Annotated in this window: 10 protein-coding genes and 1 pseudogene; 2 read left to right on the top strand and 9 right to left on the bottom strand. The window is 46.4% G+C overall.

Annotated elements, in window-relative coordinates; genetic code table 11:
• Nucleotides 1-1,545, top strand: a complete 1,545-nt coding sequence (gene ilvA, locus L1D55_RS12880; RefSeq protein ID WP_239917684.1) for a threonine ammonia-lyase, biosynthetic — start codon at nt 1-3, stop codon at nt 1,543-1,545.
• Between the two features lie 71 nt (nt 1,546-1,616).
• Here ilvA and punR read toward each other — a convergent pair whose 3' ends face one another.
• Entirely contained in the window at nt 1,617-2,531 is a 915-nt protein-coding gene (gene punR / locus L1D55_RS12885; RefSeq protein WP_061033956.1) for a DNA-binding transcriptional activator PunR, read from the bottom strand.
• 163 nt (nt 2,532-2,694) lie between these two features.
• Between punR and punC the strand changes: the two genes are divergently transcribed.
• Complete coding sequence (punC, locus tag L1D55_RS12890; protein ID WP_239917685.1) at nt 2,695-3,906, top strand: purine nucleoside transporter PunC; 1,212 nt, start codon at nt 2,695-2,697, stop codon at nt 3,904-3,906.
• Nucleotides 3,907-3,981: 75 nt separating this feature from the next.
• Here the strand turns inward: punC and L1D55_RS12895 are convergent.
• The 8 genes and pseudogenes from L1D55_RS12895 to atpF all read right to left on the bottom strand — a co-directional run bounded on the left by L1D55_RS12895 (nt 3,982) and on the right by atpF (nt 12,743).
• Nucleotides 3,982-5,594 (bottom strand): annotated as a pseudogene (locus L1D55_RS12895) (sensor domain-containing diguanylate cyclase).
• Nucleotides 5,595-5,815: 221 nt separating this feature from the next.
• The gene (gene glmU / locus L1D55_RS12900) at nt 5,816-7,174 is read right to left on the bottom strand and encodes a bifunctional UDP-N-acetylglucosamine diphosphorylase/glucosamine-1-phosphate N-acetyltransferase GlmU (protein WP_239917686.1); all 1,359 of its coding nucleotides are present in this window, start codon (nt 7,172-7,174) and stop codon (nt 5,816-5,818) included.
• 183 nt (nt 7,175-7,357) lie between these two features.
• Nucleotides 7,358-7,780, bottom strand: coding sequence for a F0F1 ATP synthase subunit epsilon (locus L1D55_RS12905; protein ID WP_004739296.1), 423 nt, complete (start codon nt 7,778-7,780; stop codon nt 7,358-7,360).
• An 18-nt stretch (nt 7,781-7,798) separates the two neighbouring features.
• Nucleotides 7,799-9,202: a F0F1 ATP synthase subunit beta gene (gene atpD / locus L1D55_RS12910; RefSeq protein WP_004739295.1), complete on the bottom strand. Its 1,404-nt coding sequence runs from the start codon at nt 9,200-9,202 to the stop codon at nt 7,799-7,801.
• 51 nt (nt 9,203-9,253) lie between these two features.
• A complete protein-coding gene (gene atpG / locus L1D55_RS12915) occupies nt 9,254-10,120 on the bottom strand; it encodes a F0F1 ATP synthase subunit gamma (RefSeq protein ID WP_004739293.1) in 867 nt (288 codons plus the stop codon).
• A gap of 48 nt (nt 10,121-10,168) precedes the next feature.
• Nucleotides 10,169-11,710: a F0F1 ATP synthase subunit alpha gene (gene atpA, locus L1D55_RS12920; RefSeq protein ID WP_004739292.1), complete on the bottom strand. Its 1,542-nt coding sequence runs from the start codon at nt 11,708-11,710 to the stop codon at nt 10,169-10,171.
• A gap of 13 nt (nt 11,711-11,723) precedes the next feature.
• Nucleotides 11,724-12,257 carry a F0F1 ATP synthase subunit delta gene (atpH, locus tag L1D55_RS12925; protein ID WP_004739291.1) on the bottom strand — a complete coding sequence of 178 codons (534 nt, stop codon included), beginning with the start codon at nt 12,255-12,257 and terminating at the stop codon, nt 11,724-11,726.
• Nucleotides 12,258-12,272: 15 nt separating this feature from the next.
• Nucleotides 12,273-12,743 (bottom strand): F0F1 ATP synthase subunit B, encoded by a 471-nt coding sequence (atpF, locus tag L1D55_RS12930; protein WP_032498590.1) that lies wholly within the window; start codon nt 12,741-12,743, stop codon nt 12,273-12,275.
• Nucleotides 12,744-12,770 lie beyond the last annotated feature (27 nt).

Raw genomic sequence — 12,770 nt, forward strand, 5'->3', positions numbered from 1 at the left:
ATGAGTGATGACACGGTCAGTCCCCAAAAACAAACTGGCGCAGATTATCTGCGTCAGATCCTGAGAGCCCCAGTTTACGAAGCAGCAATAGTGACACCTCTGCAAGAGATGCCTCGCTTAAGTGCTCGTATTGGTAATCAGGTTCAGCTAAAGCGTGAAGACCGTCAGCCGGTCCACTCGTTCAAGCTACGTGGTGCCTACAACATGGTATCAAGCCTTTCAGAGCAACAGAAAGCCGCAGGTGTGATTGCCGCATCCGCAGGTAACCATGCTCAAGGTATGGCGCTGTCCGGTTCTAAGCTTGGTATTCAAACCACGATTGTGATGCCAAAAACCACACCAGACATCAAGGTCGATGCTGTACGTGGCTTTGGCGGTAACGTGGTTCTGCATGGCAGCAACTTTGATGAAGCGAAGGCTGAAGCAGAGCGCCTTTCTGCTGAACATGGCTACACCTTTGTGCCTCCTTTCGATCATCCATTGGTGATCGCGGGGCAAGGCACCATGGGTATGGAGATGCTTCAGCAAAATGGTCACATGGATTACATCTTTGTTCCTGTCGGTGGTGGTGGTTTAGCTGCAGGTGTCGCAGTACTGGTTAAGCAGCTGATGCCAGAAATCAAAGTCATCGCGGTTGAACCAGAAGATTCATCTTGCTTGAAAGCAGCACTGGACGCCGGTGAACCAGTAGTACTGGATCAAGTCAGCATGTTTGCTGATGGCGTTGCGGTTAAGCGCATTGGTGAAGAGACATTCCGTCTGTGTCAGCAGTACATCGATGGTCACATTGCTGTATCTAGCGATGAGATCTGCTCTGCTGTAAAAGACATCTTTGAAGACACTCGTGCGATTGCCGAACCTTCTGGTGCGCTTGCTCTGGCAGGTTTGAAGAAGTTTGCTGAGCAGAACCAATTGCAAGGCAAACAACTGGCAACGGTACTGTCTGGTGCTAATACCAACTTCCATGGTCTGCGCTATGTGTCTGAACGTTGTGAATTGGGTGAGAAGCGAGAAGGTCTACTTGCGGTTACTATTCCTGAACGACAAGGTGCCTTCCTAGAGTTCTGTAATATCATTGGCGGCCGTGCTGTGACTGAGTTTAACTACCGTCATAACGATGACAGCCTGGCGAACATCTTCGTCGGTGTACGTCTCAATGGTGGACAGGAAGAACTCGATCACATCATCAACGACCTACGTGGAGGTGGCTACCCAGTCGTCGACCTGTCTGATGATGAGATGGCAAAACTGCACATTCGCTACATGATTGGTGGCAAGCCATCAAAACCATTGAAAGAGCGCTTGTACAGCTTTGAGTTTCCAGAATATCCAGGTGCATTGATTAAGTTCCTTGATACCTTAGGTACCCACTGGAATATCAGCCTGTTCAACTATCGTAATCACGGTGCTGATTACGGTCGTGTATTATGTGGCTTCGAACTGGATGATGAAGATTTGGCTCAGTTCTCTACGCACCTGAGAGAGCTTGGTTATCAGTGTAAAGATGAAACCGATAACCCTTCTTACAAGTTCTTCTTGTCATAAGAGCGAGTTACCAAAACAAAAGAGCGAGTTTTCACTCGCTCTTTTTGATCTTGCCGACAAAGATCTTTCAACTAGATCGCTTTGCGATGATCCAACCAATCTCGGTGAAGTTGTTCACTGGATCCTAAATAGTTGACCATCCACTCGATCAACTTGTGGTTGTCGTCTTTTCGCCACACCAAGCAGCACTGACTCAACGGGCTTGGTTCTGGCAAGATTTTCTCCACCAGCAAACCTTGCTCGATAATCGGCGCGGCAATATGCCTTGGCATGTACCCGACTCCAACGCCGTTCTTCAGGCATTCAATAGCGCTATACCAATTAGGTAACAGCAAACGCCTTTGATTGGCGTAGTGTCCTGTGTGGCGCTTAGGCAACACGCTTGAGGTGTCATCCAAACAGATAGCTGGATATTGGCTCACGAACTCTTCATTGAGGTTCTGTTCGCGCACACACGGGTGACTTGGCGACATTACAAACGCCCAATCTAATTGCCCCATGTCTTTGACTTCAAAATCGCCACCCACTGGCACCGCAGAGGTCGCGCCAATTACGATATCCGCTCGACCTTGTGCTATTGCTTCCCAAGAGCCGTTAAACACTTCCATGTTGATCTGTAGCTCAGCAAACTCAAAGGTTTGATAAAACTCTTCAATCATCGGCTTCATCTTGTCGAGCTTCACCACATTATCGAGCGTCAGACGCAAGGTCTTCTTCCAGCCACGAGCTGCTCGACGAGTCTGGGCACTGACCTCTTCCATCTGCCTCAGAAGTGCACGCGCCTCTTCAATGAAGAGTTCACCTGCCGGAGTGAGCTCGACCTTTCTCGGTAAGCGCCTGAAAAGTAGCACATCCAGTTCTTGCTCGACCTGCCTAACACCATAACTGATCGCCGAGGGTACTTTGTGCAACTGCTCAGCCGCCGCGGTAAAACTGCCTAAGCGCGCCACTGTATCGAGCATTTCTAAAGAGGATTTAGAGAACATAAGCCTTCAAATTTTTTGATTGATAACCACATATTTTAGCGTTTTATTTTATCAGACCCGAAAAATAGAATGTCAGCATAAATAAACAGGGACTTTCACCTCTGTATATCAAACAATTTTTTTGATGATAAAAACATCACTACTTTTAGTGTAATGGCATCTTATGAATATTTCTAAATTTCAATTGGTCTACCTTGCAGTACTTTCAATGCTAGGTTTTATCGCGACCGATATGTACCTTCCTGCATTTAAGGCGATGGAGATCGATTTCGCAACCGGTCCAGAGCAGATCGCACTATCTCTTACTGTGTTCCTTGGTGGTATGGCAATGGGTCAACTGCTTTGGGGATTGGCTAGTGATAAATACGGTCACCGCAATACGTTGGCAGTTGGTCTTTTTATTTTCACTGCCGCTTCGTTCGGTTTGGCATTCAGTACTGAGGTATGGCACCTACTGACGCTGCGCTTCATTCAAGCGATTGGCGTATGTGCACCAGCGGTAATCTGGCAAGCGATGGTTATCAAGCGTTACTCAGAGAGCAGCAGCCAACAAATTTTTGCAACCATCATGCCTTTGGTGGCGCTGTCTCCAGCTCTGGCACCTCAACTTGGTGTACTACTGGCAGATAACTTTGGCTGGCACAGCATCTTCGTGACATTAACACTAATGGGTGCACTGCTAGTGGCAACCACTATGGCTCAACCAAAAGAAGCGCCAGAAGAAAAACAGACATCAGTTAAAACTGATATTAAGATGCTGCTTAAATCGAAGCCTTACGTGGGTAACGTATTGATGTTTGCATCAGCTTCTGCAGCGTTCTTCGCTTACCTAACGGGTATGCCTGAGATCATGGCTCAGCTAGGCTACGAAGCAAAAGACATCGGCCTGAGTTTCATCCCACAGACGATCGCATTCATGGCGGGTGGTTACTTCGGTAAGCAAGCCGTGAAGAAATATGGCGATGGCGTGGTACTAAGAAATCTGCTTGGTTTGTTCAGCGTTGCTGCAATGCTTATCTTCATCGCATCACAGTGGGAGCTGACATCAATCTGGCCTCTACTTGCACCTTTCTGTCTGATTGCCGTAGCGAATGGCGCACTTTACCCAATCGTGGTAAACCGTGCTCTATCAAGTGCGAAGCAAAGCCCAGCAACAGCGGCTGGCCTACAGAATAGCTTGCAAATCAGCATCAGCGGCCTATCAAGCGCATTGGTAGCAGCAATGGCAAGCCAAGCACTAAGTGCAACAGGTATTGCAGTTGTAATTTGTTTAGGCGCCCTGTGGGTTGGCTATATTGTGTCGAACAAAGAGCTTTCAGAACACTTTGCAGCACCAGATAACTCTCGTGTTGTAGCAGAAGAGAAGCAAGACTAGTTTCTAGCTTCATCAAAACAAAAAAAGAGCGAGGTTACTCGCTCTTTTTATATCTGAATGTTGTACTCACTAGAGTTACTGCGAAACCGCTTCTCCATCAACAACTTCTAACGCAGGTGCCTTATGGCGGCTGTATTCATCATAGTTAACCACTCGACTGCGTCCCATGTCTTTTGCCATGTACAACGCGTTGTCCGCCATTTTCACTAGAGATTCGGTATCTGAGGCTGGCTTAGGATACGTAGCAACACCGATCGATACACCTAATTGACCTAAAGATAGCCCTTTGTGCTCTAAGTGCATGGAACGAACTGCATCACACAAGGTTTGTCCGAACTCGGTCGCTTGCTGCATGGTGTAATGTGGAAGCAGCACAGCCAACTCTTCACCACCTAAGCGACAAGCTATCTCATCTTCACTGACACTCTGTTTGAGTAGTGCACTGATCTCTTTTAGTACGAAGTCACCTGCATCATGGCCAAAGTTATCATTGAAGCGTTTGAAGTGATCCAAATCGAGCATCAGCAATGACAAAGGTTGCTCGCTGGTGGCCGAATTCATCGAGTGTTCTTCTAGCTTCTGCTCGAAGAAACGACGGTTGAACAGTCCTGTGAGTGGATCGCTCAATGCTTGCGAACGGAGCTTCTCTTGCAGGCTCAAGTTAGCAAGCGCCAAGCCTAGGTGTTCTGACACACTGAAAGCCAATTGCTCGGTGATTGGGTCAATCTCGATATGACCTTGACCGAAATAAAGGTGCATGATGCCAATGGTGTTGCCATGCGCAGTCAATGGGATACAAAGCGTCTGATTGTTTTCCATCTCATGCATGTGACCACAAGTTAAAGAGTGGAAGTCATCATTTGATTGATGTGCTCGCCCCTTACGCAATGACCAACACTCTTCCGGTGCAAAGCTCGCACTTCCGGGCCAAGTGTCTCCCCAATCGAGCTGAGTAATGAGCTGGTTACGCGAAGCACGCATCAATGAAACACTGCCGTTCACCTTACCAAGAATTCGCGGCAAGATATCTGAGACAATCTGCTGAGCTTCCACCATGTTGTTACATGCCGCAAGCATATTGGCCAAACGGTGCATCAACTCAATCTCATGGGTTCTTTGGCGAATACGCTCATCTTGCTTCTTCTGCTCTTCTTCGACCTTATGTACTATCTGACGGTTACTCACATACGAAGTGCCAATCAAAAAGCTCAAGCTCAATACGACCATCCCGATCAGAATACCCATTAGCTGGAAGTTCATCTGCTTAAGTTGATGCATTGGTGAAGAGATCACGATAACGAAACTGCTACTGTTCATCGACTCTTTGTGCGAGTAATAGATACGATCGACAGAGGTAACTGTACTAAAGCGCACGTCACTACCAAGGCCGGTTTTTAAAGCTTGTTGAAACTCAGGGCGATTGCTGTGATTCTCAACACTTGCAAGAGCATGATCGGAGAGGTCTGTATCACCACACCGTCAGTGTTAATGACCTGAATTCTCAGTCGAGTACTGGCTTGCGTAAGATTGCCTATATAGTCGTCCACATCCACTCCGGGGGTAAACAAGCTGCTATCTTCACGGATTTCATAGACAACATCAGACATCAATGAGACGAGATGGTTACGTTCGTTCTCTACCACTAACTTTTCCAAGGTGATGTAAAAGCCGTATAAGCCCACCAGCATTGAAAAAGATAAAATAACGATCGGCAAGGTTTGCCACTTTTTATCAACAAGTCTCATTTTGCACACACTTTAAATTTACAGAATGACAGCCCAAATATTAACAATCTGCCTACAAAATACAATTAGGAAATAGATTATTTTTTTATCAGTAAATGATGACAAAAAAGCCAGCAACGTAAGTTGCTGGCTTTCACAAGAATCACACTTTAGGTGTTCGAAGATTACTTTTTCTTTGGGCGCTGCCAATCCGCAATCTTGCGCTCTTTAGCACGGCTGATAACCAGTTCATTTTCAGAAACGTCACGTGTTACCGTAGAACCCGCACCTACTGTCGCGCCATTGCCGATAGTAACAGGGGCAATTAATTGACTATCAGAACCAACGAAAACATCGTCGCCGATGATGGTCTTAAACTTGTTCGCACCATCGTAGTTACAAGTAATAGCACCAGCACCAACGTTTACGCGCTGGCCAATCTCAGCATCACCTAAATAAGTAAGGTGGTTGGCTTTAGAACCTTCACCAAGACGAGTGTTCTTCACTTCAACAAAGTTACCAACGTGCGAATCATTGCGCATGTCAGCGCCTGGACGTAGGCGAGTAAATGGACCAACTGTGCAGTCTTCACCAACAGTCGCACCTTCAATTACGCTGTATGGGCGAATAACCGTGTTGTCATCAATTTCACAGTCTTTTAAAACACATCCAGTGCCGATAACCACGTTATCACCAATACTTACGCTGCCTTCAATAATAACGTTGGTATCGATCTCAACGTCCATACCACACTGCAGTTCGCCACGTAGATCAAAGCGGCTAGGGTCGCGTAACATAACGCCCTGCTTCAATAGCTTGTCTGCTTGTTCTGCTTGGTAAGCACGCTCTAAACGAGCAAGTTGAGAGCGATCGTTCACACCTTCAACTTCAATTGGGCTTACAGGGTGTACCGCTTCTACCGCACGACCTTCATCGTGAGCTGCAGCAATCACGTCAGTTAGATAGTATTCACCTTGCGCGTTGTCATTGCTTAAACCAGACAACCAACGCTTAAGATCACCGCCTGTCGCAACCATCACGCCGGTGTTGATCTCTTTGATAAGCTTCTGCTCATCCGTTGCATCTTTTTGTTCAACGATCGCCACTACTGGACCATTGCGACGAATGATACGGCCATAACCCATTGGGTTATCCATCACAACCGTTAGTAGTGCAATACCACCGTTTGGTTGAGCGTCTAATAGGTTTTCAATAGTTTCAGGCGAGATAAGAGGAACATCACCGTAAAGCACCAGTACTTTCTCATCATCAGCAAAGTGCGCTGATGCCTGATCAACCGCGTGACCTGTACCTAACTGCTCTGCTTGCAGTGCCCAATTTACCGATTCCTCAGCCAAAGTAGCCTTCATCTGATCACCACCATGGCCGTAAACCAAGTGGATGTTTTGAGCGCCTAGACCATTACAGGTATCGATCACATGCTTCACCATTGGTTTGCCCGCAAGAGTATGCAGAACCTTTGGTGTGTTTGAGTACATGCGAGTGCCTTTGCCCGCTGCAAGAATTACCGCGCTAAACTTCATTGTAAACCTATCCGACGTAATTTTTATTAAGCTGATATTGTAACCGTTTTGAGACAAAAACTTAAATTGTAATAACCATTTAATCGGTAGTGATACGTAAACGTATATTTATGAGAATGCAAAAAAAACAAAAAGGCGACCCTTAGGTCGCCTTTATCTCAGAACCAATAATCTTATAAAAGATTAACGGCGCTGTTTTGTCAGTTCGATAACTCGTAACTGAGCAATGGCTTTAGCCAGTTCACCGGCCGCTTGTGCGAAGTCTATGTCGCCATGCTGATTTTGGATATTCTCCACAGCCTTGCGCTTAGCTTCTTCCGCCTTTGCTGCGTCTAGTTCTTCACCACGGATAGCTGTATCAGCCAGTACAGTCGCTGTACCAGGCTGAACTTCTACCATACCACCAGAAACATAAATAATTTCTTCGTGGCCGTGCTGCTTAACAATACGCACCATACCAGGCTTGATAGCGGTCAGCAGTGGAGTATGACCATGGAAAATACCAAGCTCACCCTCACTACCGGTCACCTGAAACGTCTCAACAAGACCAGAGAAAAGCTTTTTCTCTGCACTTACTACGTCTAGGTGAAAGGTTATTGCTGCCATATCGCCTCCTAGTTAGCCTTATAGCTTCTTAGCATTCTCAATAGCTTCGTCGATAGTACCGCAGTACATGAACGCTTGCTCTGGAATGTCATCGTATTCACCAGATAGTAGACCTTGGAAGCCACGTAGAGTCTCTTTTAGAGGTACGTAAACACCTGGGTCACCAGTAAATACTTCCGCTACGTGGTAAGGCTGAGTAAGGAACTTCTCAATCTTACGAGCACGAGATACTACTTGCTTATCTTCTTCAGATAGCTCGTCCATACCTAGGATAGCAATGATGTCTTTCAGCTCTTTATAGCGCTGAAGTGTAGACTGAACGCCACGAGCGATGTCGTAGTGCTCTTGTCCAACTACCAATGGATCCAGTTGGCGAGAAGTAGAATCTAGCGGGTCGATCGCTGGGTATAGACCCATAGCTGCGATGTTACGGTTAAGTACAACCGTTGCATCCAAGTGCGCGAACGTTGTTGCTGGAGACGGGTCAGTCAAGTCATCCGCAGGTACGTATACCGCCTGTACAGACGTGATAGAACCTTGCTTAGTTGACGTGATACGCTCTTGTAGAACACCCATTTCTTCCGCAAGAGTAGGTTGGTAACCTACCGCAGAAGGCATACGGCCTAGAAGTGCTGATACCTCAGTACCTGCAAGCGTGTAACGGTAGATGTTATCTACGAACAGTAGAACGTCACGACCTTCGTCACGGAAACGCTCAGCCATTGTTAGACCAGTCAGTGCAACACGTAGACGGTTACCTGGTGGCTCGTTCATCTGACCGTAAACCATCGCTACTTTTGATTCTTCAGGTTTTTCAACGTTTACAACGCCTGCTTCCTGCATCTCAAAGTAGAAATCGTTACCTTCACGAGTACGCTCACCTACACCTGCAAATACAGATAGGCCAGAGTGTTGAAGTGCGATGTTGTTGATAAGTTCCATCATGTTAACGGTCTTACCTACACCTGCACCACCGAATAGACCGATTTTACCACCCTTAGCGAATGGACAAACCAAGTCGATTACCTTAACACCCGTCTCTAGAAGAGCTGTCTCGTTAGACTGTTCTTCGTAGCTTGGAGCTTCACGGTGAATTGCGTAGTGCTCTTCTGCACCGATTTCACCACACTCATCAATCGCGTCACCTAGAACGTTCATGATACGACCTAAGGTCTTAGTACCTACTGGTACTGAGATTGGAGCGCCAGTATTTTCTACTGTCAAACCACGACGTAAACCATCAGAGCTACCCATTACGATTGCGCGAACTACGCCACCGCCAAGTTGTTGCTGAACTTCAAGAACTAGACGCTCTTTCACTTCATTAACATTCAGAGCATCGTATACACGAGGTACTTCGCCCTGTGGGAACTCTACGTCGACTACCGCACCGATGATCTGTACGATCTTACCTGTAGCCATCGTTAATCCTCTAACTATTTAGTTTTACCTAAGCTTAAAACGAATAAGCGATTAAACCGCTGCTGCGCCTGAAACGATTTCAGAAAGTTCTTGTGTAATAGCCGCTTGACGCGCCTTGTTGTACACAAGCTCTAAATCATCGATTAGGTCGCTAGCGTTGTCGGTTGCAGCTTTCATTGCAATCATTCGAGCCGCTTGCTCACAAGCAAGGTTCTCTACCACACCTTGGTACACTTGAGATTCGACGTAACGAACCAATAGTGCATCTAGTAGTGGTTTTGGCTCAGGCTCATAAATGTAGTCCCAAGCATGATCGCGCTGCATGTCTTCGCTATCTGATTTAGGCAAAGGAAGTAATTGATCGATCGTTGGTTCTTGTACCATAGTGTTTTCAAACTTGTTGAACACTACGAACAGGCGATCCAATTCACCTTCATCATATTTCTTTAGCATTACGCTTACAGAGCCGATTAAGTCTTCAAGGCTTGGGCTATCGCCTAGGCCAGAAACTTGAGCTGCTACTTTCGCGCCGCTGTTGTTGAAAAATGCTGTTGCTTTTGAACCGATAATTGCCAGTTCAACTTCAGCACCTTTCTCAGACCAGTCTTTCATGTCTAACATAGCTTTCTTGAACAAGTTAATGTTCAAGCCGCCACATAGACCACGGTCTGTAGAAACGATGATGTAACCAACACGTTTGGCTTCACGTTCCTCAAGATAAGGATGCTTATACTCAAGGCTACCGTTAGCCAAATGACCGATCACTTTACGCATTGTTTCTGCATATGGACGAGTAGCTTCCATTGCGTCTTGAGAACGACGCATTTTTGAAGCTGCTACCATTTCCATTGCTTTCGTAATCTTCTGTGTGCTTTTAACACTACCGATTTTATTACGTATCTCTTTTGCGCCGGCCATCGTTACTCTCCGTTAATGGTATGAGGTGACCCGAAGGCCACCCACCAATTACCAGGTCTGGGTTGCTTTGAAATCGTCAACAAGCTTCTTCAGCTCAGCTTCGATATCATTGTTGTAAGCACCCGTTGTGTCGATCTGTGTAGCTAGATCGCCATATTGACCGCGAGCAAACGATAGTAAAGCAGCTTCAAAATCTAGCAGCTTATCAAGCGCTACATCTTGAAGGTAACCACGCTCTGCAGCGAAGATTACAAGTGCTTGGTCAAATACAGACATAGGAGCGTATTGCTTCTGCTTCATTAGCTCTGTAACTTTTTGACCATGGTCTAGCTGCTTCTTAGTCGCTTCATCAAGGTCAGACGAGAACTGTGCGAATGCCGCTAGTTCACGGTACTGTGCTAGAGCTGTACGGATACCGCCAGATAGCTTCTTGATGATTTTAGTCTGCGCTGAACCACCTACACGAGATACTGAGATACCTGGGTCAACAGCTGGACGTACGCCCGCGTTGAATAGCTCAGTTTGTAGGAAGATCTGACCATCGGTAATCGAGATTACGTTCGTCGGTACGAATGCAGATACGTCACCAGCTTGCGTTTCAATGATAGGAAGAGCAGTTAAAGAACCAGTCTTGCCTTTCACTTCACCTTTAGTGAATGTTTCTACGTAGTGTTCGCTTACACGAGCAGCACGCTCTAGTAGACGAGAGTGAAGGTAGAAAACATCACCAGGGAATGCTTCACGACCTGGTGGACGCTTAAGTAGTAGCGAGATCTGACGGTAAGCTACCGCTTGCTTAGATAGATCATCATAAACAATCAGTGCATCTTCACCGCGATCACGGAAGTATTCACCCATCGCACAACCTGCGTATGGCGCTAGGTATTGTAGCGCTGCAGATTCAGAAGCAGATGCAACAACAACGATAGTGTTAGCTAGCGCGCCGTGCTCTTCTAGTTTGCGAACTACGTTAGCGATAGTCGATGCTTTCTGACCGATTGCTACGTAGATAGAGAAAATACCAGAATCTTTTTGGTTAATAATCGCATCGATCGCCATCGCTGTTTTACCAGTTTGACGGTCACCGATTACTAGCTCACGTTGACCACGACCGATAGGGATCATTGAGTCAACAGACTTGTAACCAGTTTGTACAGGTTGATCTACCGATTTACGGTCGATTACACCTGGTGCAATTACTTCTACAGGCGAAGTTAGTTTCGCTTCGATAGGACCTTTACCATCAATTGGCTCACCTAGTGTGTTTACAACACGACCAAGTAGTTCTGGACCTACTGGCACTTCAAGAATGCGGCCAGTACCTGTAACTTTCATGCCTTCCTGTAGGTCAGCATATGGGCCCATTACAACAGCACCAACCGAATCACGGTTCAAGTTAAGTGCTAGCGCGTAACGGCCACCCGGTAGTTCAATCATTTCACCTTGCATCACGTCCGCTAGGCCGTGAATGCTAAGGATGCCATCGCTTACCGAAACGATAGTACCTTCATTGCGAGCTTCACTAACAACGTCGAAAGATTCAATACGTTGTTTAATTAGATCGCTAATTTCAGTGGAATTAAGTTGCATGCTCCAATCCCCATTAAGACTGCAATGCATCGCTCAGGCGGTCTAGTCGACCACGCGCTGAGTTATCGATGACTAGGTCTCCGGCTCGAATAATAACTCCGCTAAGCAGAGTCTCATCTATACTGCAATTCAGCTGTACTTTGCGCGCTAGGCGCTGTTCCAATTTGCTGCTGATATCTGCGCGTTGTTCTTCCGAAAGTTCAACCGCTGAAGTCACTTCAACGTCGATCTCTTTCTCGTGCTCTTGTTTGAGCAATAAGAACTCTTTGCAAACATCAGGAAAAGCCATTAATCGGCCATTCTCTGCCATCACTTTTATCAAGTTCTGGCCGAATTCATCAAATTGTTCGCCACAAACTGCAATGAATACTTCCGCTAATTTTTCAGCAGTTAGAGAACTGCTTAGTAGATTGTGGATATCATTGTTTTGTGCCACTTCGGCAGCAAAAGAGAGCATTTGACTCCATTGGTCAAGCTCACCTTTTTCTACCGCAAAGTCAAAAGCTGCTTTAGCATAGGGGCGTGCGATTGTTGTCAAATCAGACATATACAGCCCCTTGCTTTAAAGTTTTGCAGTAATGTTGTCAAGAAGGTCTTTGTGTACGTCTTTATCGATCGTACGCTCAAGGATCTTCTCAGCACCAGCTATAGCCAGAGTTGCGACTTGTTTGCGCAGGTCATCACGGGCACGTGTACGCTCAGCTTCAAGTTCTGCTTCAGCTTGCGCTAAGATTTTCTGGCGTTCTGCCTGAGCTTCTTCGCGAGCTTCATCAATAATTTGAGCTTTACGTTTGTTTGCCTGTTCAATAACCTCAGTTGCAGTGCGCTTTGCTTCTTTCATTTGCTCAGAAGCGTTGGCTTGTGCCAGGTTCAAGTCTTTAGCAGCGCGCTCAGCGGCTACTAGACCGTCAGCAATTTTCTTCTGACGCTCTTCAATTGCTTGCATGATTGGTGGCCATACATATTTCATGCAGAACCAAACAAACAGTGAAAAAGCAATTGCTTGACCTAGCAGAGTTGCGTTCATATTCACAACAGCTACCCCTCGTTAAGAATCAAC

Source organism: Vibrio sp. Isolate22 (genome assembly GCF_022398115.1).
Taxonomy (GTDB): Bacteria; Pseudomonadota; Gammaproteobacteria; order Enterobacterales; family Vibrionaceae; genus Vibrio.

Excerpts from the sequence above, each read along its gene's own strand:
- ilvA (WP_239917684.1), top strand. The coding sequence starts at position 1 with ATGAGTGATGACACGGTCAGTCCCCAAAAACAAACTGGCGCAGATTAT.
- punR (WP_061033956.1), bottom strand. The coding sequence starts at position 2,531 with ATGTTCTCTAAATCCTCTTTAGAAATGCTCGATACAGTGGCGCGCTTA.
- punC (WP_239917685.1), top strand. The coding sequence starts at position 2,695 with ATGAATATTTCTAAATTTCAATTGGTCTACCTTGCAGTACTTTCAATG.
- glmU (WP_239917686.1), bottom strand. The coding sequence starts at position 7,174 with ATGAAGTTTAGCGCGGTAATTCTTGCAGCGGGCAAAGGCACTCGCATG.
- L1D55_RS12905 (WP_004739296.1), bottom strand. The coding sequence starts at position 7,780 with ATGGCAGCAATAACCTTTCACCTAGACGTAGTAAGTGCAGAGAAAAAG.
- atpD (WP_004739295.1), bottom strand. The coding sequence starts at position 9,202 with ATGGCTACAGGTAAGATCGTACAGATCATCGGTGCGGTAGTCGACGTA.
- atpG (WP_004739293.1), bottom strand. The coding sequence starts at position 10,120 with ATGGCCGGCGCAAAAGAGATACGTAATAAAATCGGTAGTGTTAAAAGC.
- atpA (WP_004739292.1), bottom strand. The coding sequence starts at position 11,710 with ATGCAACTTAATTCCACTGAAATTAGCGATCTAATTAAACAACGTATT.
- atpH (WP_004739291.1), bottom strand. The coding sequence starts at position 12,257 with ATGTCTGATTTGACAACAATCGCACGCCCCTATGCTAAAGCAGCTTTT.